The following is a 20,473-nucleotide window of genomic DNA, read 5'->3' on the forward strand; positions in this document are numbered from 1 at the left end:
GTCAGCACAATCCCCTTGTGGGAGCGAGCCTGCTCGCGAAAGCGCAGTGTCGGTCATCATCAGCGTTGAATATGCTGACGCCTTCGCGAGCAGGCTCGCTCCCACAGGGTTCTGTGTCAGGCTTGACTCCGGCGTTGCAAGCCGCCAATTTCCCCCCACCGCCACCGTGAAAAAGCCCCCACCCATGTCCCTGCCCACCCTGCTCTCCCAGCACATCGTCCGCCGTCCGCAGCGCATCGCCCTGCTGCAACACATTGCCGAACAGGGCTCGATCACCCGCGCCGCAAAAAGCGCCGGGCTGAGTTACAAGGCCGCTTGGGATGCGATCGATGAGTTGAACAACCTGGCGCAGAAGCCACTGGTGGAACGTGCGGTCGGCGGCAAGGGCGGCGGTGGCGCCAGATTGTCCAGCGAAGGCGAGCGGGTGTTGCGCCTTTATCAAAAGCTGCAGGCTTTGCAGGCGCAAGTGCTGGAAGCGGCTGAAGACGCCAGTGATCTGGATCTGCTCGGGCGATTGATGCTCAGAACCAGCGCCCGCAATCAACTGCACGGCAAAGTCGTGAGCATCGAAGGTCAGGGCCGCAATGACTTGATCCGCCTCGAACTGGCTGAAGGTTTGTGGATCAACGCACAGATCACCCACGACAGCACCGTGCACCTGGAACTGCAACCGGGCACTGAAGTAGTGGCATTGATCAAGGCCGGCTGGCTTGAACTGCTGGCGGCGGATCAAGCGGCAACATCTGGACACAATCTACTGAGCGGCACGCTCGAAGCCATTCTCGATGCCGAGGACGGCCCCAGCGAAGTGCGCATCGCTTTGCCCAACGGCCAGACGCTCTGCGCTCTGGCTGAGCCGCTGCAGCTTCGCACCCGCGGGCTGAGTGTCGGGCAACTGGTGCAGGTGCAGTTTTCGCCGTCCAATGTACTGATCGGCACGCCGCTGTAATCAGACGCTGCAACGAAAGCGTAATCGACGCTCATTAAGGTGGCTGCCAAAACCAAGCAGGGAGCCTGATGTGAGCCTATTAGAAGAAAACCAATCGACAGACCTGGAAAAAATGGTCGGCCTCAGCCGTCGCGGTTTCATCAGCGCCGGCGCGCTGTGCGGCGCCGCCATGTTTCTCGGCGGCAACCTGCTCAGCCGCAGCGCGCTGGCCACCGGCATCAGCGCCGGCAACAGCCGCCTGCTCGGTTTCGAGAGCATTCCCGCCGCCACCACAGACGTCATCAGCCTGCCGAAGGGCTACAAGTCCTCGGTGCTGATCAGTTGGGGTCAGCCATTGCACAAGAACGGCCCGGCGTTCGACCCGAGCGGCAATGGCACCGCCGCCGCACAGGAAGTGCAATTCGGCGACAACAACGACGGCATGAGCCTGTTCGAATTCCCCGACGACAGAAACCGCGCGTTGATGGCGATCAACAACGAATACACCAACTACCGCTACCTCTACCCGCACGGCGGCATGCCGCAATCGGCCGAAGACGTGCGCAAGGCACTGGCCTGCGAAGGTGTGTCGGTGATCGAAGTGCAGCGCAAGAACGGCCAATGGCAGTTCGTCCAGGGCTCGCGCTACAACCGGCGCATCCACGGCAACTCGCCGCTGCGCATCAGCGGCCCGGCCGCCGGTCACGAGCTGATGAAGACGGCCGCCGACAAGCACGGCAAAAAAGTCCTCGGCACCTTCCAGAACTGCGCCAACGGCAAGACGCCGTGGGGCACCTATCTGACCTGCGAAGAAAACTTCACCGACTGCTTCGGCAGCAGCAACGCCCAGCAGCAGTTCGACCCGGCGCAAAAGCGCTACGGTGTCTCTGCCGCCAGCCGCGAGATCAACTGGCACCCGTTCGACCCGCGCTTCGACATGGCCAAGAACCCCAACGAACTCAACCGTCACGGCTGGGTGGTCGAGATCGATCCGTTCGATCCGCAATCGACCCCGGTCAAACGCACCGCGCTGGGTCGTTTCAAACATGAAAACGCCGCACTGGCCGAGACCGACGACGGCCGCGCCGTGGTGTACATGGGCGACGACGAACGTGGCGAGTTCATCTACAAATTCGTCAGCCGCGACCGCATCAACCACCGCAACGCCAAGGCCAACCGCAACATCCTCGACCACGGCACTTTGTACGTGGCGAAATTCGATGCCGGTGACGGCAACCCGGATCATCCGAAAGGCCAGGGCCAGTGGATCGAACTGACCCATGGCAAGAACGGCATCGATGCCAGCAGCGGTTTCGCCGATCAGGCCGAAGTGCTGATCCACGCCCGCCTCGCCGCCAGCGTGGTCGGCGCCACGCGCATGGACCGCCCGGAATGGATCGTCGTCAGCCCGAAGGACGGCCAGGTCTATTGCACCCTGACCAACAACGCCAAACGCGGCGAAGACGGGCAGCCGGTGGGCGGGCCGAACCCGCGCGCGAAGAACGTCTACGGTCAGATCCTGCGCTGGCGCACCGACCGCGACGATCACGCCTCGAAGACCTTCGCCTGGGATCTGTTTGTGGTCGCCGGCAATCCAGGCGTCCATGCCGGTACGCCGAAGGGCGGTTCGTCGAACATCACCCCGCAGAACATGTTCAACAGCCCGGACGGGCTGGGCTTCGACAAGGCCGGGCGGCTGTGGATTCTGACTGACGGCGACTCGAGCAATGCCGGCGACTTTGCCGGGATGGGCAACAACCAGATGCTCTGTGCCGACCCCAAGACCGGCGAAATTCGCCGCTTCATGGTCGGGCCGATTGGTTGCGAAGTTACCGGGATCAGCTTCTCACCGGATCAGAAGACCCTGTTTGTCGGGATTCAGCACCCGGGCGAGAACGGTGGTTCGACCTTCCCCGAGCATCTGCCGAATGGCAAGCCGCGCTCGTCGGTGATGGCGATTACCCGTGAGGACGGTGGAATCGTCGGCGCCTGACAGGCCCTAATCGCTGGCAAGCCAGCTCCCACAGGTTCTGCGCTGATTTGAAAATAGTGCAAGACTTTGTGAGAGCTGGCTTGCCAGCGATAGCGTCCTCCCAGACACCAACCCACTCCCCCCCTGCCATCTGCGCTACCATGCTGGGCCGGACGCGGCAGCCTGCTGCGCGCAGGAGTCAGCATGGCCCACCCGTTTGAAACCCTTACACCCGATCTCGTGCTCGATGCCGTCGAAAGCATCGGTTTCCTCAGCGATGCGCGCATTCTCGCGCTCAACAGCTATGAGAACCGCGTCTATCAGGTCGGCATCGAAGACTCCGAACCGCTGATCGCCAAGTTCTATCGCCCGCAGCGCTGGACCAATGACGCCATCCTCGAAGAACACCAATTCACCTTCGAACTGGCCGACGTTGAAATTCCGGTGGTGGCGCCGTTGATCCACAATGGCGAAACCCTGCACGAGCATGCCGGTTTCCGTTTCACCCTGTTCCCCCGTCGCGGCGGCCGTGCGCCGGAGCCGGGCAATCTCGATCAGTTGTATCGCCTCGGCCAGTTGCTCGGGCGCATTCATGCGGTCGGCGCCACCAAGCCGTTCGAACACCGCGAAGCCCTCGCCGTGCAGAATTTCGGCCACGCCTCGCTGGCAACATTGCTTGAAGGCAACTTCATCCCCAAGAGCCTCCTGCCAGCCTACGAGTCTGTGGCCCGCGACTTGCTCAAGCGTGTCGAAGACGTCTACGCCGCCACGCCGCACCAGAACATCCGCATGCACGGCGACTGCCACCCCGGCAACATGATGTGCCGCGATGAAATGTTCCACATCGTCGACCTCGACGACTGCCGCATGGGCCCGGCCGTGCAGGACATCTGGATGATGCTGGCGGGCGATCGTCAGGAATGCCTCGGCCAGCTCTCGGAACTGATGGATGGCTACAACGAATTCCACGACTTCGATCCGCGCGAACTGGCGCTGATCGAACCGCTGCGTGCCCTGCGGCTGATGCACTACAGCGCGTGGCTGGCGCGGCGCTGGGACGACCCGGCGTTTCCGCACAGCTTTCCTTGGTTCGGCACCGAACGGTATTGGGGCGATCAGGTGTTGGCGCTGCGGGAGCAACTGTCGGCGCTCAACGAAGAACCTTTGAAATTGTTCTGAATTCAAGATCAAAAGATCGCAGCCTTCGGCAGCTCCTACATGGATCGCATTCCCCTGCAGGAGCTGCCGAAGGCTGCGATCTTTTCGCTTTCTGACACGACACATCTATACAACCTCCTTACAATCCCTCCTTTGTTAGCTGCCTAAGCAAGGATTCTGCATGCAAGCCGCCAACCCGCGTCGCGGGTACATTCTGGGCCTGAGTGCCTACATCATCTGGGGCCTGTTCCCGATCTACTTCAAAGCCATCGCCGAAGTACCCGCTGTCGAGATCATCATTCACCGGGTGCTGTGGTCGGCGCTGTTCGGCGCCCTGTTGCTGATGGTGTGGAAGCATCCGGGCTGGTTGCGCGAATTGCTCGACAACCCCAAACGCCTGGCGATTCTGGCCCTGAGCGGTACCTTGATCGCGGCCAACTGGCTGACCTACGTGTGGTCGGTGAACAACGGACGCATGCTCGAAGCGAGTCTCGGTTACTACATCAACCCGCTGGTCAACGTGCTGTTGGGGATGCTGATTCTCGGCGAACGCCTGCGGCGCATGCAGTGGATCGCCGTGGGGCTGGCGGCCATCGGCGTGGCGCAGCAAGTGTGGCAGGTCGGCAGTCTGCCGTGGGTGTCGCTGGTGCTGGCGCTGACCTTTGGTTTTTACGGTTTGATCCGCAAACAGGCGCCGGTCAAAGCCTTGCCGGGGCTGGTAGTGGAAACCTGGATGCTGGTGCCGATCGCCATTGCCTGGCTGTTGTTCAACCAGACCGCAACCAGCGCGCAACCCGAATTCTGGACCACCTCGCAAGCCTGGTGGCTGGTAGCCGCCGGCCCGGTGACGCTGGTGCCGCTGGTGTGCTTCAACGCTGCCACGCGCCACCTGCCTTACACCACCATCGGCTTCCTGCAATACCTGGCACCAACGCTGGTGCTGCTGCAGGCGGTGTTGCTGTTTGGTGAGCATCTGTCGTCGAGCACGCTGATCGCGTTCATCTTTATCTGGGCCGGTCTGGCCGTTTATAGCGTCGATGCGGTGATCAGTCTGCGTCGGCGCAGCTGATCAAAAAACGCACAAAGCTTTGCAGGCCACGATTCTCGCGGCCTGCAACGATCCTTCCCAAGGTTATCCACAGCGTGATCCCCGCCGTCTGTGCGCAAGTCACTGAATGCTGGCGTTTTTTTGATCAGTTCCCGGCAAGCCACAGCCCGCGTGGCGTTGCGCCCGGTCTCTACAGGTTATCCACAGGCAGGTGCACGTTAAAACTGGATAACCCCAGCGGCGCCTAAACGTCTGTGCGTAACACCAGTTCGACCATCAGATCATCGGCCAGGGTTTCCAGGCGCGATTGCAGCACGTCCAGCGACAGGGTCAGCGGCACCGCGAGAATTGCTTCAGCGTGGAATAACGGCTCGCTGCTCATCGGTGCCGGGCGCACTTCGGTCACCAGCCGTTCGAGGTTCACCCCCTGCTCGCTGAGCAAACGGGTGATGTCGCGCACGATGCCCGGACGGTCGTTGCCCACCAGCTCCATGGCGATCGGTTTCCAGGTGCAAGACTGCTCGATGCCGCTCTCGGCAATCAGCACGCGAATACCCTGCGCCGACAATGCTTGTAGGGAATCGACTAATTCGTCGTAAGCCTCCGCCGGCACGCCCACCCGCAGAATCCCGGCGAACTGCCCGGCCATCCGTGACATGCGGCTTTCCAGCCAGTTACCGCCATGCTCGGCGATGCATTGGGCGATGCGCTCGACCTGCCCGGGCTTGTCCGGAGCAAACACAGTGAGTACGAGATGGTCCATGGCGCAGCCCTCTTGTCATGACTTTTGTTATAGAAAGGCAAGTATAGGCAAGGGTTTGATTCAGCCCAGGCAGCAGACCTGTGTCCTGGTTTTGGATGCAACCTGTGGCGAGGGGATTTATCCCCGATCGGTTGCGCAGCAGCCGTAAACCCTGTCAGCTCGGTCTACCTGTCAGCGCGCAGGGGGCGGCTTCGCCACCCATCGGGGATAAATCCCCTCACTACAGAAGTGTGCACCGCAGGGGGATGCCATAGCAGGCAGAAAGCATTTATGTGTACAACTTTTTATATTTAACTGGAACAATCTGCTGGTTTTTTGAGAACATCCCGTTCCGCGACGTGACCGCAATGCGTCATGAGGTCGCAGAACGACGTAATTAGTCTGATTTTCACAAGCGCGACGCATCATGTAGTATGCCGCAGCGCGCACTACATAACGCTGGATCGATGTCTGCCCAAGGCACGTTCGCAATCCTGAAAGCCCCGTCAGCAAGGCCCCCAAGCCGTTGATTGGTCCCAGCCCAGCCGCCAGCAATGGCATGTACTGGTCGGAAGGTTTGTGGTTTAAATGGCCAGAGGCTTCATTGTTAAATTGAAGAGCTGAAAAGCGAAATAGCTGAGCAGAGTGAGGCAAGCAATGACTGAACACGTTCAAGTCGGTGGCCTGCAGGTCGCCAAAGTCCTGTTCGACTTCGTGAACAACGAAGCCATTCCCGGTACCGGCCTCACCGCCGAAAAATTCTGGGAAGGTGCCGACAAGGTCATTCATGACCTGGCGCCGAAGAACAAAGCCCTACTCGCCAAACGCGATGACTTCCAGGCTCGTCTTGATGCCTGGCATCAGGAACACGCCGGCCAGGCGCACGACGCCGTGGCCTACAAAGCCTTCCTGCAAGAAATCGGTTATCTGCTGCCAGAAGCGGCTGATTTCCAGGCAACGACGCAAAACGTCGATGATGAAATCGCCCGCACCGCCGGCCCGCAACTCGTGGTACCGGTGATGAACGCCCGCTTCGCCCTCAATGCCTCGAACGCCCGCTGGGGTTCGCTGTACGACGCCCTGTATGGCACCGACGCGATCAGCGAAGACGGTGGCGCGGAAAAGGGCAAAGGCTACAACAAGGTGCGTGGCGACAAAGTCATCGCCTTCGCCCGTGCGTTCCTCGACGAAGCGGCGCCACTGGCTGCCGGCTCCCACGTCGACTCCACCGGTTACAAGATCGCTGACGGCAAACTGCTGGTCTCCCTCAAGGGCGGCAGCAACACCGGCCTGCGTGACGATGCTCAGCTGATCGGTTTCCAGGGCGATGCCAATGCCCCGATCGCGATCCTGCTGAAAAACCACGGTCTGCATTTCGAAATCCAGATCGACGCCAGCACCCCGGTCGGCCAGACCGACGCCGCCGGCGTCAAAGACATCCTGATGGAAGCGGCACTGACCACCATCATGGACTGTGAAGACTCCGTGGCTGCCGTCGATGCCGACGACAAAGTGGTGATCTACCGCAACTGGCTCGGCCTGATGAAGGGCGACCTGTCCGAAGAAGTCGCCAAGGGCGGCCAGACCTTCACCCGCACCATGAACCCGGATCGCACCTACACCAAGGTCGATGGCAGTGAACTGACCCTGCACGGGCGCTCGCTGTTGTTCGTGCGTAACGTCGGTCACCTGATGACCATCGACGCGATCCTCGACAAGCACGGCAACGAAGTGCCGGAAGGCATTCTCGACGGTCTGGTGACGTGTCTGGCAGCGATGCACAACCTCAACGGCAACACCTCGCGCAAGAACACCCGCACCGGCTCGGTCTACATCGTTAAACCGAAGATGCACGGCCCGGAAGAAGCGGCGTTCACCAACGAGCTGTTCGGTCGCATCGAAGACGTGCTGGGCCTTGCCCGCAACACCCTGAAAGTCGGGATCATGGACGAGGAGCGCCGCACCACGGTCAACCTCAAGGCCTGCATCAAGGCTGCCAGCGAGCGCGTGGTGTTCATCAACACCGGCTTCCTCGACCGCACCGGTGACGAAATCCACACCTCGATGGAAGCCGGCCCGATGGTGCGCAAGGCCGACATGAAGGCCGAGAAGTGGATCGGCGCCTACGAGAACTGGAACGTCGATATCGGTCTGAGCACCGGCCTGCAAGGTCGCGCGCAAATCGGGAAAGGCATGTGGGCGATGCCCGACCTGATGGCGGCAATGCTCGAACAGAAAATCGCTCACCCGCTGGCCGGCGCCAACACCGCCTGGGTACCGTCGCCGACCGCCGCTGCACTGCACGCGCTGCATTATCACAAGGTCGACGTGTTCGCCCGTCAGGCCGAACTGGCCAAGCGTACCCGCGCTTCGGTGGACGACATCCTGACCATTCCGCTGGCGGTCAACCCGAGCTGGACGCCGGAACAGATCAAGAACGAACTGGACAACAACGCCCAGGGTATTCTCGGTTACGTGGTGCGCTGGATCGACCAGGGCGTGGGTTGCTCGAAAGTGCCGGACATTAACGACGTGGGCCTGATGGAAGACCGTGCGACGCTGCGCATCTCCAGCCAGCACATCGCCAACTGGCTGCGCCACGGTATCGTAACCGAAGCGCAAGTGATGGAAAGCCTCAAGCGCATGGCGCCGGTGGTCGATCGGCAGAACGCCAACGACCCGCTGTACCGTCCGCTGGCACCGGACTTCGACAGCAACATCGCCTTCCAGGCGGCGGTCGAACTGGTGATCGAAGGCACCAAACAGCCGAACGGCTACACCGAGCCGGTGCTGCACCGTCGTCGTCGCGAGTTCAAGAAGGCCAACGGCCTGTAACTTGCGCTGATGTGAAAAAGCCCTGGTCGAGAGATCAGGGCTTTTTCTTTGGAAAGCAGAATCAAAAGATCGCAGCCTTCGGCAGCTCCTACATGAGATCACCTGTAGGAGCTGCCGAAGGCTGCGATCTTTTGATCTGCAAAAAGTCAGGGCTCGATGCCCAATTCGTGTTTGACCAGGCCCAGCAACTGGGCCGTATCAATCGGTTTGAGCAAAAAATCCACCACGCTCAGATGCATCGCGGCAATCGCGTCTTTTACATCGGCATCGCCGGAAACAATGATGATCGGCATCGCTGCCCGCACCGATTCGCGTACCTGGCGGATCAAGTCCAGGCCATCGACGTTGCCCATGCGCAGATCCGTGATCACCAGACCAATCGAGGGTTTTTCCGCGAGCATCTTCAGTGCGGTTTCACCGCTGGCGGCGGTCATGCAGTGAATACCGTCCAACGCGAGAATCTCCGACAACAGCTCCCGGGCGTCCTTGTCGTCATCGACGATCAGTACACGTTGCGGCGGCAAGTCGGGTTCGAGCATGACAGCGCTGAGCGCTTCACGCTCGGCGTCGCTCAAAATATCGTGGTCGGACATGGCACTCTCTACGTTTTCAATTCAGTCACCTGGCACAGTCGTCAGACATCGCTAAGCACAGCTTCAATGTGCACTTCGTCGGATTTTTTTCCAAGAGGCTGACGCGAGAATTTCCGACTGTTTTTGTAGGGTTCTTCCCAAATGTGCCGAACGGCAACCCCAACCTAGACTTACGTCCAATGGGCACCCTGCACGCAGGGGCCGACCATGGCTGCATCGATCCGACAACAACAATTCAAAAAAGACTGCGGTAATGGTTATGAGTAAAGCGGACGCCTTCACCCAGGCAGGGAAAACCGCGGTGTTGCAGAACATTCAGGGCACCCTGCAATTCCTCCAGCGCTTCCCGCCCTTCAATCAGATGGAACACGCCCACCTGGCTTTTCTGGTGGAGCAATGTCAACTGCGCTTCTATGGCCAGGGCGAAAGCATCATCAAACCTGCCGACGGGCCGGTCGAATATTTCTACATCGTCAAACAGGGCCGCGTGATCGGTGAGCGTCAGCACATCACCCGACCCGGCACCGAAACCACTTTCGAGATCACCACCGGAGAATGCTTCCCGTTGGCCGCACTGATTGGCGAACGGGCAACCCGTACCGAACACCTGGCCGGCGAAGACACCTTCTGCCTGCAGCTGAACAAACCGGCGTTCATCAAACTGTTTGCCCTGTCCGGCAGCTTCCGCGATTTCGCCCTGCGCGGGGTCAGCAGCCTGCTCGATCAGGTCAACCAGCAAGTCCAGCAGAAAGCCGTGGAAACCCTCGGAACCCAGTATTCGCTCAACACCCGCCTCGGCGAATTGGCGATGCGCCATCCGGTGACCTGCAGCCCCGACACGCCACTGCGCGAAGCAGTGAAGCTGATGCACGAGCAACAAGTCGGCAGCATCGTCGCAGTGGATGAACACAAGGCGCCGCTGGGGATCTTCACCCTGCGCGACCTGCGCGAGGTGGTCGCCAATGGCAGCGGTGATTTCAGCGAAGCCATCGAGCGCCACATGACCTGCTCGCCGTTCTTTCTGTCGCCGGATCACAGCGCCTTCGACGCGGCGATCGCCATGACCGAACGGCACATCGCCCACGTCTGTCTGGTCAAGGATCAGCGCTTGTGTGGCGTGGTCTCCGAGCGCGATCTGTTCTCCCTGCAACGGGTCGATCTGGTGCATCTGGCCCGGACCATCCGCAGCGCCCAGCGCATCGAGCAACTGGTGAGCCTGCGCGGCGAGATCGGCCAACTGGTCGAACGCATGCTGGCTCATGGTGCATCTTCGACGCAGATCACTCACATCATCACCCTGCTCAACGACCATACCGTGTGCCGGGTGATCGAACTGACCCTCGCCGAAAAAGGCGACCCCGGCGTACCGTTCAGTTGGTTGTGCTTCGGCAGCGAGGGCCGGCGCGAACAGACGCTGCACACCGATCAGGACAACGGCATTCTCTTCGAAGCGAGGGACGCGGCGCAGGCGGCGGAGATTCGCGGCAAGCTGCTGCCGATCGCCCAGCAGATCAACCAGAGCCTGGCGCAGTGCGGCTTCAGCCTGTGCAAGGGCAACATCATGGCCGGCAACCCCGAGCTGTGCCTGTCCCGGGCAGAATGGGCGCGACGCTTTGCAGCGTTCATTCGCGAGGCGACGCCGGAGAACCTGCTCGGTTCGAGCATCTATTTCGACCTGCGGGTGGTCTGGGGCGACGAAAAAAGCTGCGCGCAACTGCGCCGCCGGATTCTCGATCAGGTCGGCGACAACCGTTTGTTCCAGCGCATGATGGCCGAGAACGCGCTGCGTAATCGCCCGCCCGTGGGGCGTTTCCGCGAGTTTGTGCTGGCGCGCAAAAACGGCGAGAAAGCCACCCTAGATCTCAAGGTCCAGGGCCTGACGCCCTTCGTCGACGGTGCACGCCTGTTGGCGCTGGCCCATGGCATCGAAACCAACAACACCCTCGAACGTTTGCGTCAGCTGGTCGAAAAACAAGTCATCGAACGGCTCGACGGCGCAGCGTATGAAGAGGCTTATCACTTCATCCAGCAGACGCGCATGCAGCAGCATCAGATCCAGACCCGTGAAAATCTGCCCTGGTCCAACCGCGTCGACCCGGACAGCCTCAATCATCTGGACCGGCGCATCCTGCGTGAATCGCTGCGCCAGGCCCAGCGCCTGCAAAGCAGCCTGGCCTTGCGGTATCAGCTATGAGCCTGTTTTCGTGGCTGCGGCCGACCAGCCCACTGCTGTCGGCAGACCTGCAACAGCGCCTGGCAAAACTGCCGACCATTGGCGAACTGAAAGAATGCAGCCTGCGCGAGCAGCGCTGGGTGGTGCTCGATCTGGAAACCACCGGGCTGAACCTGAACAAGGATCGCGTGTTGTCGATCGGTGCAGTGGTCATCGAGGACGGCGCAATCGACTTCAGCCAGCAGTTCGAACGCACCCTGCAATGCCGGGAGCTGAAGCTCAGCCCCAGTGTGTTGATTCATGGCCTGGGGCCGAACGCGATTGCCGCCGGCAGCGACCCGGCCGAAGCGTTGCTGGAACTCATGGAGTTTATCGGCGACAGCCCGGTGCTGGCGTTTCATGCGCCCTTCGATCAGCACATGCTCGGACGCGCCCTAAAGGAGCACTTGGGCTACAAGCTGCAGAACGTGTTTCTGGATGTCGCGGACATGGCGCCGTTGTTGTGCCCGCAGGCGAGTATTCGCGAGGCCGGGCTGGATGAATGGATCGACTGGTTCAAACTTGAGGTGTTCGAGCGGCACAATGCGAGTGCTGATGCGCTGGCCACGGCGGAGCTGGCGTTGATCCTGTTCAGCCGGGCGCGGCAGCAGCAGATTCATAGTCCGTTGAATTTGCAGCAGCGTTTGAGTCAGTGGAAACGCCGTCAGCAGGCGCCCTCCTTCTAGATTTTCGGCCGAACCACATCCCCTGTAGGAGCTGCCGCAGGCTGCGATCTTTTGATCTTGCTTTTAAAAACAAGATCAAAAGATCGCAGCCTGCGGCAGCTCCTACAGGGCTCGCCGTTAACCTCACCCGACCAGTGGCCAATTGCTAACCATTCCCACCTCTGCGAGAATCGCGAACAATTCTCGTTGGTTAACATTTCCCAATCGGTGCGTCTGGTGTCGTCAGTCCCAAGCCCTCACAGTGAACTCGTCGGTGCGTTGTATCGCGACCATCGCGGTTGGCTGCTGAGCTGGCTGCGGCGCAATGTGGCGTGCCCGCAACGGGCCGAAGACCTGAGCCAGGACACCTTCGTGCGCCTGCTCGGTCGCGATCAACTGCTGACCCCGCGCGAACCCCGGGCGTTTCTGGTGGCGATCGCCAAGGGCCTGTTGTTCGACTACTTCCGCCGCGCCGCGCTGGAACAGGCCTATCTCGCCGAATTGATGCTGATCCCCGAAGGCGAACAACCTTCGGTGGAGGAACAGCAGTTGATCCTGGAAGACCTCAAGGCCATCGACCGACTGCTCGGCAAACTCTCGACCAAGGCCCGCGCCGCTTTCCTTTATAACCGCCTCGACGGCCTCGGCCACGCCGAAATCGCCACGAAGCTCGGCGTCTCGGTGCCCCGCGTGCGGCAATACCTCGCGCAAGGCATTCGCCAGTGCTACATCGCCCTGTACGGTGAGCCGACATGAATCCGGCCAGTTCAAAACCGGTCTCGGCCCAGGTGCTGGACGCGGCGATTGCCTGGCAATTGTCGCTGGACTCCGGCAGTCCGCTGGAGCGCGAGGAGTTCGCCAAATGGCATGCGGCCCATGAAGAACACGCCCGCGCCTGGCGCCAACTGGGCATGCTCGATCAGCGTTTCAACGTCGCCAACGGCCCGGCCCGCGCTGCGTTACTGCAATCGCGCGAAGGCATTCGGCGGCGCGTGCGCAAGCTCGGCAGCGGATTGGCCAGCGTGCTGGCGGTGATCGGTCTGGCGCTGTTTGCCGGTGATCGGTATTTGCCTCTGGATTACTGGCTTGCCGATCAACGCACCGCCACCGGCGAACAGCGCACGGTACGCCTGGCCGATGGCACCGTGCTCAATCTCAACACCCACAGCGCGGTGGATGTGCGCTTCGATGCCAGGCAGCGGCTGGTCGTACTGCAGGAAGGCGAAATCATGGTCGAGACCGGTCACGGTGATGCGCGGCCGTTCATCGTCGAAACCCGCGAAGGCAGCATGCGTGCATTGGGGACACGGTTTCTGGTCAAGCGTGAAGAACAAGGCACGCGTCTGAGCGTCCTGCAATCGGCGGTGGCGGCGCATCCGCAAAGCCATCCTGAAGAGCAGATCCTGCGCGAAGGCCAGCAAGTGCTGATCCGCAATGACGGCCTCGACGCGGTCGCGGCGCTCACGCCCGGCGCCGATGCCTGGACCCGCGGCATGCTGGTGGTGGACAACGCTCGATTGGAAGATCTGGTGCGTGAGCTTGGACGCTACCGGCGCGGGCATCTGGGCGTGGCGCCGGAAGTCGCTGACCTGCGCATCACCGGCAGTTTCCCGCTGCACGACACCGACAAGGCCTTGAGTGCCCTGCTGCCGACGCTGCCGGTGCAGATCGAGCAGCACACGCCGTATTGGGTCACGGTCGCCAAAGCAGATACAAAGCCCTGATTTATCTGGTGCCCGAGCGGCCGCCATCGCTGGCAAGCCAGCTCCCACAGAGATCGATGGTGAATATCAATTCTGTGAGCTGCGCTGAACCTGTGGGAGCTGGCTTGCCAGCGATGGGGCCGCCCGCAACTGCACAAAACCAATGTTGCCACGCGAATCGGCTGCCCCACTCCCAGTTAATCGACATTATTTTCATCCAGCCCTATCACTTTTCAATTCTCGTCCGGCACACAGGCAATTGAGAAATATTTCCATTCAGGAGCCTTCGCATGTCCCGTTCGCTAGACACCTTGTTGCGCCCCAGTCTGCTGGCCATCGCCATTGCCCTCAGCGCGCCGCTGCTCAGCAGCCCGTTGCTCGCTGCTGAACAGGCCTCCAGCGTGCGTGCCTACAACCTGCCGGAGGCGCCGCTGTCGACCACGCTGAACCAGATCGCCAGCCAGGGTGGCCTCGCGCTGTCGCTCAATCCGTCGCTGGCGGCGGGCAAGACCTCGTCGCCGGTCAACGGGCAATACGACGCCGCCGGCGCTCTGCGTGTGGCGCTGCAAGGTACCGGCCTGCAACTGGAACAAAGCAGCACTGGCACCTACAGCCTGGTAGCCGTGCCTGAAGGGACACTGGCGCTGCCGGAAACCGCAGTGATCGGCGTGGAAAACTACGAAACGGCCTGGGGCCCGGTCGAGGGCTACACCGCCACCCGCACCGCCGCCGGCACCAAGACCGACACCGCGCTGGTCGAAGCACCGCGCTCGATCTCGGTCGCCACCCGTCAGCAAATGGACGACCGCAGCGTGCACAGCCTCGATGACGCCGTGCGTTATATGCCGGGCATCACCGCCAGCAGCTACGGCAGCGACACCCGCGCCGACTGGCTGCGCGTGCGTGGCTTCGAGCCGACCCAGTTCCTCGATGGGCTGCCACTGCCAAAAGGCGTGTACGCCAACCCGAAACAGGAAACCTGGAACCTCGATCGCCTCGCCCTGTTGCGCGGCCCGGCCTCCTCCGTCTACGGCCAGACCCCACCGGGCGGCCTGCTGGACATGGTCAGCCGGCGCCCGAGCAGCGACGCCAGCAGCGAAATCCAGCTGCAGTACGGCAGCGACAACCACCGCCAGATCAACTTCGCCAGCACCGGCAAGATCGACGACGCCGGCCAGTTTCTCTACGGCATCAGTGGGGTGGTGCGCGACAGCGACACGCAGATCGATCACATCGAAAACAAGCGCTACAACATCGCGCCGAGCCTGACCTGGAACATTGACGACGGCACCAGGTTCACCCTGCTGAGCCAGTTCACCCGCGACGATACCGGCATTACCAGCCAGTTCCTGCCGGTGCAGGGCACCAAGATCGACATGCCGTTCGGTAGCGTCTCGCACCACAAAAACCTCGGCGACCCGGATTGGGAATATTACGACCGCACTTACTACGCGCTCGGCTATGCGTTTGAACACCGGCTGAACGATGTCTGGCAGTTCAAGCAGAACCTGCGCTACACCAAGTCGGATCTGTCGTTCCAGGCCCTGACTGTCGGTTCTTATCCGTACACCCTGGTGGACGATCAAGGCAACGTCGGGCGCACCAGCACCAGCGTTGACGAAGACATCAGCCAGTTCGCGGTGGACAACAACTTCCAGGCCGACTTCGCTACCGGTGACATTCGCCACACCGTGCTGTTGGGGCTGGACCACCAGCGCAGCAACACCAACTACCTGTCGATCTACGGTGACGGTCAGAAAACCAACGTGCTGAAGCCGATCTACGGCCAGCCGATCGTTCGTCCGGATCGCTCGACGGCGTATTACGACTACGACCAGAAGACCTACCAGACCGGCCTCTACGTGCAGGACCAGATGGCCCTCGACCAATGGCGCCTGACGCTGGGCGGTCGTGAAGACTGGGTCCACACCGGCACCACGTTCTTCAACAAGGCCGATGCGACCAACACCCAGCGCGACAAGAACTTCAGTGGTAACGCAGCGCTCAGCTACGTGTTCGACTCGGGCTTCGTCCCGTACATTTCCTACGCCGAATCCTTCCAGCCCACCACCGGCGCCGACGCCTCCTCCACCGGTTCGCTGAAGCCGACCGAAGGCAAGCAGTGGGAAATGGGCGTCAAGTACCAGCCACCGGGCAGCAAGACCCTGCTGACCGCCGCCGTGTATGACCTGACGCAGAAAAACGTCGCAGTCACCACCACCGTCGGCAACACCCCGATCACCAGCCAGACCGGCGAAGTGAAAGTCAAAGGCCTGGAACTGGAGGCGACCTCGGACGTCACCGATAACCTGAAAGTGATCGCCGCCTACACCCTGGCCAAGTCCGAAGTGCAGAAAGGCGACTACAAAGGCAACCGCCTGCAGCTGATGCCGAACCAGCAGGCCTCGCTGTGGACCGATTACACCTGGCACAACGGCGTGCTCGACGGCTTCGGTATCGGCGGCGGCGTGCGTTACACCGGCAACACCTACGGCGATCAGGGCAACACTTGGCTGGGCAAGGCCGATGCTTACACCGTGTTCGATGCCTCCGTGCATTACGATCTCGGTCGCCTGGACAACAGCCTCAAAGGTGCATCGGTGGCGGTCAATGCCACCAACCTGTTCGACAAGGACTACATCTCCACCTGCGACGGCTTCTATTGCTACTACGGCGACCAGCGCAGCGTCGTCGCCAGCGCCACCTACAAGTGGTAAGCGCGTGAGCTGAAACAGGTCCTGTCACCAGGCCGTCCCCCGTGGACGGCTTCGGTGTTTTTGAAGGTCATGAAATGAAAAGTAAAACAATTCGCCGCTGGTCGTTCATCCACACCTGGACCAGCCTGATCTGCACCGTGTTTTTGCTGCTGTTGGCACTGACCGGTCTGCCGCTGATCTTCCATCACGAGATCGAACACCTGCTCGGCGATGCCCCGCAAGTGCGCGAAATGCCCGCCGACACCCCGCGCCTGAACCTGGCGCAACTGGTCGAGGCGGCAGAACAACATCGTCCCGGCGAAGTGGTGCAGTACTTCGGTTTCGAGGACGACGAGCCCAACGCGGTGCTGACCATCATGGCGAAAACCGCCGGTACCGAGCCGAATTCTTCGCACACGTTCATACTCGATGCGCGCACCGGTGAAGCGCTGGAAACCCCGTCGGCCAACGGAGGCCTGATGTTGTTCATCCTGCGCCTGCACGTGGACATGTTCGCCGGCCTGCCGGGCAAGTTGCTGCTGGCGTTCATGGGTTTGCTGTTCGTGGTCGCGATCATTTCGGGGACTGTGTTGTACCTGCCGTTCATGCGCCGCTTGCAGTTCGGCACCGTGCGCCAGGACAAGTCTTCCCGCCTGCGCTGGCTCGACCTGCACAACCTGATCGGCGTGGTTACATTGACTTGGGCGCTGGTGGTCGGTGTCACCGGAGTGATCAGCGCCTGTGCCGATCTGATCATCGCCGCGTGGCGCAATGACTCGCTGACTGCCATGGTTGCGCCCTACCGCGATGCCCCGCCGCTGACCCGACTGGCCCCGGCCACCCGCCTGCTCGACATCGCTCGGGACGTGGCGCCGGGGATGAACCCGGACTTCATCGCCTTCCCCGGCACGCGTTTTTCCAGCGAGCATCATTACGCGGTGTTCATGAAGGGCGGCACGCACCTGACCTCGCACCTGCTGACGCCGGTGCTGATCGACGCCGGCACCCTGCAGGTCACCGCCGTGGCCGAGCGCCCGTGGTACATGGACGCCATGGGCCTGTCGCAGCCATTGCACTTCGGTGACTACGGCGGCATGCCGATGAAAATCCTCTGGGCAACCCTCGACGTGCTGACCATCATCGTCCTTGGCAGCGGCGTGTATCTGTGGGTGGTGCGGCGTAAAGCGGCGAAACCGGTGACGGTGGAGGCGGCCGCATGAAGCCGCGTCAGAGCAATTTCTGGAAGGTCTTCAGCACGCCGCTGGTGATTGCGCTGCTAAGTGCGGCGGGGTTGTTTGCGGCGTTGTTGGGCGATGGAATCTGGGATGCGTTGAGCTGGGTCGGGCTGGGTGTACCGGCGTTTCTGGCCATAAGAGGTTTGTTGCAGCGCAGGTAGTTTTTGTGTTGTCGGTGATGGCCTCATCGCTGGCAAGCCAGCTCCCACGGGGGTTAATGCTGAATCTGAAATTTGTGTTCGCTGCAAAAACTGTGGGAGCTGGCTTGCCAGCGATGGCGATCTCACGAACACCATCAATTCCTCGCCAGCCACAGTGGTTGTAGCTAGGCTAACCTGCTGTTCTTCGATGACCACCGAGGTTTGCCCATGTCCGCCCCCAGCATGACCCTGTTCCACAACACGCTCTCCCCGTTCGTGCGCAAAGTGATGGTGCTGCTGCATGAGACCGGCCAGCAGGATCGCGTCGCTCTGCAAGATTGCGTGCTCAGCCCGGTCAGCCCGGACGCTGCACTCAACGCCGACAATCCGCTGGGCAAGATCCCGGCCCTGCGTCTGGCCGACGGCAGCGTGATCCATGACAGCCGCGTAATCCTCGAATACCTCGACCAGCAGCACGTCGGCAACCCGCTGATCCCCCGCGACGGCGCGGCCCGGTGGCGGCGTCTGACCCTGGCCTCGCTGGCCGACGGAATCATGGATGCCTCGGTGATGGTGCGTTACGAACTGGTATTGCGCGCCCCGGAAAAGCACTGGGACGAATGGCTCGAGGCCCAGCGCGAGAAGATCCGCCGCGCCTTGGCCTATCTGGAAGCTGACGCCATCGCCGAGCTGACCAGCCATTTCGACGTGGCCGCCATCAGCGTCGCCTGTGCGTTGGGTTACCTTGATCTGCGTCATCCGGATCTGGACTGGCGCAGCGCCAATCCGCAATTGGCCAACTGGTTCTTTGAAGTGAGTCAGCGACCGTCCATGGTCGCCACCCTGCCCAAGCCTTAAATCGGCGGAACCTGTTCTGGCCTCATCGCTGGCAAGCCAGCTCCCACAATGGATTTGGGTATGACAGAACCCTCTGTTTCAGCACAAATCCTGTGGGAGCTGGCTTGCCAGCGATGGCACCACCTGGGTTGCGGCGGCAGTGCTGCAACAATCAGCGTCACCAAAACCTCCACCTCTCGCTGATCTTCACGCAATCCCAACCCGCTCATTGCATCGCCCCCACATCAAACGCCAGCGGCTTGGCCGGTTTCTGCCCGATCCCGTACCAGTCGAGTTTGCGCGTCAGCACCATGAACACCCCGAGCAGGCCGAACAGCAACAGCGAACCCATCAGCAACGCATAGTCCTCGGCGCTCAGCAGGCCATACAGCAGGCCATACAACGCTGCCAATCCCGCGGAAAAACTCAGGCCGTGGCGCACGCTGTGCAGCACGTGACAGACATAAAATCCGATCAACAACACACAGCCACTGGCCGACAGCAGATAGGCCAAAGCAAAGCCGATGTGCTCCGACAGCGACAGCAACAACAGGTAGAAGAACGCCAGCGCCACCCCGACCAATGCGTATTGCACCGGGTGCACCGCAAGACTCTTGAGCACTTCGAACAAGAAGAAACCGGCGAAGGTCAGGACGATAAACAACAGCGCATATTTGATCGCCCGGTCACTCTTCAAGTACTGATCCACCGGGTCGATGAAACTCACGCCAAAACTGCGCCCGTTGAACGCCTCGCAATCATTGCCCATCACACAGCGGTTCATCGCTTCTTGCAGGTTGGTGGAGAAAAACGAAGTCTGCCAATCGGCGCTGAAACCTTGATCATTGATTTCGCGTTTGGCGGGCAGGAAGTTGCCGATGAAGCTGGGGTGCGGCCAGTTCGCCGCCAGGCTGACGCGGCTGGCCTTGCCTACCGGCAGCACTTGCAACGAACCAGTGCCTTGCAGGCGCAGGTCGAAACCGAAGGTCAGCTCCGTGGCGTTGCGGGTGTCCAGTGTCGGCAACGTGACCCGCACACCTTCGCCGAGCCAGCCCACCTGGGTGCCAGGCACAAAGTCCAGACGCTGGCTGTCGAGTTCCAGTTTCAGCGCATTTTCAATACCGCGAATATCGCTGATGCCCACCGCCAGAAACGGCGCGTCGAACTGGTAATCGGCAAAGTCTTCTTTGATGCCTAACTGCGCTGGCAACGAGAAATGCCCGTTGATGCGATTGTCAGCATGGAACAATCGCGCTTGGTAAATGCCCCGGGCGCGCAGCTCGGTCTGCACCTGGCCGTCGAGTTCGAAGCGTTCCGGCAGAAAGTACAAACGACCGCGCTCCTCACCGAGTTCTTCATAGCGCTGACTGGTTTTCTCGTTGGTCTTCCAGGTACGCACCACTTTGCGATACGGCACCACCATCACCGGCCCGCTCAGTTGCTGGCTGTAGCTGGAACTGCGGGCGATGTCTTCGAGCACACCATCGCGCAGTTGCTGGCGATCATCGATGATGCCGTCGATCATCAGCAGCGGGATCAGCAACAGCAGGATCAACAGGGCGACAGCCCCGAGTTTGATAGTCAGATTTCGATTCATAACGACGCTCCCTGGTTGGAATGCGGCCAGTCTGGGAGTGCTTTGTGGTTTTGTTATGGAGGTTGTGTGGGCTTTGCGTGGAAATACCTGTAAAAGGCTTTTTCCTCATCAC

The 20,473-nt window shown here is 61.0% G+C and carries 16 protein-coding genes; 13 read left to right on the forward strand and 3 right to left on the reverse strand.

The window, feature by feature from the left end; genetic code table 11:
* Nucleotides 1-184 precede the first annotated feature (184 nt).
* From HXW87_RS00470 to rarD, 4 genes are all read left to right on the forward strand, one after another.
* Nucleotides 185-949 (forward strand): TOBE domain-containing protein, encoded by a 765-nt coding sequence (locus HXW87_RS00470; RefSeq protein ID WP_239778302.1) that lies wholly within the window; start codon nucleotides 185-187, stop codon nucleotides 947-949.
* 70 nt (nucleotides 950-1,019) lie between these two features.
* The gene (locus HXW87_RS00475; protein ID WP_239778303.1) at nucleotides 1,020-2,921 is read left to right on the forward strand and encodes a PhoX family phosphatase; all 1,902 of its coding nucleotides are present in this window, start codon (nucleotides 1,020-1,022) and stop codon (nucleotides 2,919-2,921) included.
* 183 nt (nucleotides 2,922-3,104) lie between these two features.
* Nucleotides 3,105-4,079 carry a serine/threonine protein kinase gene (locus HXW87_RS00480; RefSeq protein ID WP_047297034.1) on the forward strand — a complete coding sequence of 325 codons (975 nt, stop codon included), beginning with the start codon at nucleotides 3,105-3,107 and terminating at the stop codon, nucleotides 4,077-4,079.
* A 160-nt stretch (nucleotides 4,080-4,239) separates the two neighbouring features.
* The gene (gene rarD / locus HXW87_RS00485) at nucleotides 4,240-5,127 is read left to right on the forward strand and encodes an EamA family transporter RarD (protein ID WP_041069958.1); all 888 of its coding nucleotides are present in this window, start codon (nucleotides 4,240-4,242) and stop codon (nucleotides 5,125-5,127) included.
* 223 nt (nucleotides 5,128-5,350) lie between these two features.
* Here the strand turns inward: rarD and HXW87_RS00490 are convergent, their stop codons facing one another.
* Nucleotides 5,351-5,869, reverse strand: coding sequence for a glycine cleavage system protein R (locus tag HXW87_RS00490; RefSeq protein ID WP_007966538.1), 519 nt, complete (start codon nucleotides 5,867-5,869; stop codon nucleotides 5,351-5,353).
* A 636-nt stretch (nucleotides 5,870-6,505) separates the two neighbouring features.
* On the opposite strand from HXW87_RS00490, the gene HXW87_RS00495 reads away from it, so the two are divergent.
* The gene (locus HXW87_RS00495) at nucleotides 6,506-8,683 is read left to right on the forward strand and encodes a malate synthase G (RefSeq protein WP_239778304.1); all 2,178 of its coding nucleotides are present in this window, start codon (nucleotides 6,506-6,508) and stop codon (nucleotides 8,681-8,683) included.
* A gap of 146 nt (nucleotides 8,684-8,829) precedes the next feature.
* Here HXW87_RS00495 and HXW87_RS00500 read toward each other — a convergent pair whose 3' ends face one another.
* Nucleotides 8,830-9,276 (reverse strand): response regulator, encoded by a 447-nt coding sequence (locus HXW87_RS00500; RefSeq protein WP_239778305.1) that lies wholly within the window; start codon nucleotides 9,274-9,276, stop codon nucleotides 8,830-8,832.
* 259 nt (nucleotides 9,277-9,535) lie between these two features.
* On the opposite strand from HXW87_RS00500, the gene HXW87_RS00505 reads away from it, so the two are divergent.
* The 8 genes from HXW87_RS00505 to HXW87_RS00540 all read left to right on the forward strand — a co-directional run bounded on the left by HXW87_RS00505 (nucleotide 9,536) and on the right by HXW87_RS00540 (nucleotide 18,785).
* The gene (locus tag HXW87_RS00505) at nucleotides 9,536-11,470 is read left to right on the forward strand and encodes a putative nucleotidyltransferase substrate binding domain-containing protein (RefSeq protein WP_345773060.1); all 1,935 of its coding nucleotides are present in this window, start codon (nucleotides 9,536-9,538) and stop codon (nucleotides 11,468-11,470) included.
* On the forward strand, nucleotides 11,467-12,174 hold the full coding sequence (locus tag HXW87_RS00510) for a 3'-5' exonuclease (protein ID WP_239778307.1): 708 nt from the start codon (nucleotides 11,467-11,469) through the stop codon (nucleotides 12,172-12,174). Before HXW87_RS00505 ends, HXW87_RS00510 begins: the two co-directional genes overlap by 4 nt.
* A 216-nt stretch (nucleotides 12,175-12,390) precedes the next feature.
* Complete coding sequence (locus HXW87_RS00515; protein ID WP_239779128.1) at nucleotides 12,391-12,909, forward strand: RNA polymerase sigma factor; 519 nt, start codon at nucleotides 12,391-12,393, stop codon at nucleotides 12,907-12,909.
* Nucleotides 12,906-13,877, forward strand: coding sequence for a FecR family protein (locus HXW87_RS00520; RefSeq protein WP_182402760.1), 972 nt, complete (start codon nucleotides 12,906-12,908; stop codon nucleotides 13,875-13,877). Before HXW87_RS00515 ends, HXW87_RS00520 begins: the two co-directional genes overlap by 4 nt.
* Nucleotides 13,878-14,146: 269 nt before the next feature.
* Nucleotides 14,147-16,573 (forward strand): TonB-dependent siderophore receptor, encoded by a 2,427-nt coding sequence (locus HXW87_RS00525; RefSeq protein ID WP_239778308.1) that lies wholly within the window; start codon nucleotides 14,147-14,149, stop codon nucleotides 16,571-16,573.
* A gap of 74 nt (nucleotides 16,574-16,647) precedes the next feature.
* Nucleotides 16,648-17,772, forward strand: coding sequence for a PepSY domain-containing protein (locus HXW87_RS00530; RefSeq protein ID WP_239778309.1), 1,125 nt, complete (start codon nucleotides 16,648-16,650; stop codon nucleotides 17,770-17,772).
* Nucleotides 17,769-17,948, forward strand: a complete 180-nt coding sequence (locus HXW87_RS00535) for a hypothetical protein (RefSeq protein ID WP_047297051.1) — start codon at nucleotides 17,769-17,771, stop codon at nucleotides 17,946-17,948. The genes HXW87_RS00530 and HXW87_RS00535 overlap by 4 nt, the downstream gene beginning before the upstream one ends.
* 207 nt (nucleotides 17,949-18,155) lie before the next feature.
* A complete protein-coding gene (locus HXW87_RS00540; RefSeq protein WP_047297052.1) occupies nucleotides 18,156-18,785 on the forward strand; it encodes a glutathione S-transferase in 630 nt (209 codons plus the stop codon).
* A gap of 205 nt (nucleotides 18,786-18,990) precedes the next feature.
* On the opposite strand, the gene creD is transcribed toward HXW87_RS00540, so the two are convergent.
* Nucleotides 18,991-20,361 (reverse strand): cell envelope integrity protein CreD, encoded by a 1,371-nt coding sequence (creD, locus tag HXW87_RS00545; protein WP_239778310.1) that lies wholly within the window; start codon nucleotides 20,359-20,361, stop codon nucleotides 18,991-18,993.
* Nucleotides 20,362-20,473: the final 112 nt, after the last annotated feature.

Origin of the sequence: Pseudomonas sp. Y5-11 (genome assembly GCF_022368695.1) — a bacterium.
GTDB lineage: Bacteria > Pseudomonadota > Gammaproteobacteria > Pseudomonadales > Pseudomonadaceae > Aquipseudomonas > Aquipseudomonas parakoreensis.

Bases quoted from the DNA above. Each gene is read 5' to 3' on its own strand.
- HXW87_RS00470 (WP_239778302.1), top strand. From the start codon at position 185: ATGTCCCTGCCCACCCTGCTCTCCCAGCACATCGTCCGCCGTCCGCAG.
- HXW87_RS00480 (WP_047297034.1), top strand. From the start codon at position 3,105: ATGGCCCACCCGTTTGAAACCCTTACACCCGATCTCGTGCTCGATGCC.
- rarD (WP_041069958.1), top strand. From the start codon at position 4,240: ATGCAAGCCGCCAACCCGCGTCGCGGGTACATTCTGGGCCTGAGTGCC.
- HXW87_RS00490 (WP_007966538.1), bottom strand. From the start codon at position 5,869: ATGGACCATCTCGTACTCACTGTGTTTGCTCCGGACAAGCCCGGGCAG.
- HXW87_RS00495 (WP_239778304.1), top strand. From the start codon at position 6,506: ATGACTGAACACGTTCAAGTCGGTGGCCTGCAGGTCGCCAAAGTCCTG.
- HXW87_RS00500 (WP_239778305.1), bottom strand. From the start codon at position 9,276: ATGTCCGACCACGATATTTTGAGCGACGCCGAGCGTGAAGCGCTCAGC.
- HXW87_RS00505 (WP_345773060.1), top strand. From the start codon at position 9,536: ATGAGTAAAGCGGACGCCTTCACCCAGGCAGGGAAAACCGCGGTGTTG.
- HXW87_RS00510 (WP_239778307.1), top strand. From the start codon at position 11,467: ATGAGCCTGTTTTCGTGGCTGCGGCCGACCAGCCCACTGCTGTCGGCA.
- HXW87_RS00520 (WP_182402760.1), top strand. From the start codon at position 12,906: ATGAATCCGGCCAGTTCAAAACCGGTCTCGGCCCAGGTGCTGGACGCG.
- HXW87_RS00525 (WP_239778308.1), top strand. From the start codon at position 14,147: ATGTCCCGTTCGCTAGACACCTTGTTGCGCCCCAGTCTGCTGGCCATC.
- HXW87_RS00530 (WP_239778309.1), top strand. From the start codon at position 16,648: ATGAAAAGTAAAACAATTCGCCGCTGGTCGTTCATCCACACCTGGACC.
- HXW87_RS00535 (WP_047297051.1), top strand. From the start codon at position 17,769: ATGAAGCCGCGTCAGAGCAATTTCTGGAAGGTCTTCAGCACGCCGCTG.
- HXW87_RS00540 (WP_047297052.1), top strand. From the start codon at position 18,156: ATGTCCGCCCCCAGCATGACCCTGTTCCACAACACGCTCTCCCCGTTC.
- creD (WP_239778310.1), bottom strand. From the start codon at position 20,361: ATGAATCGAAATCTGACTATCAAACTCGGGGCTGTCGCCCTGTTGATC.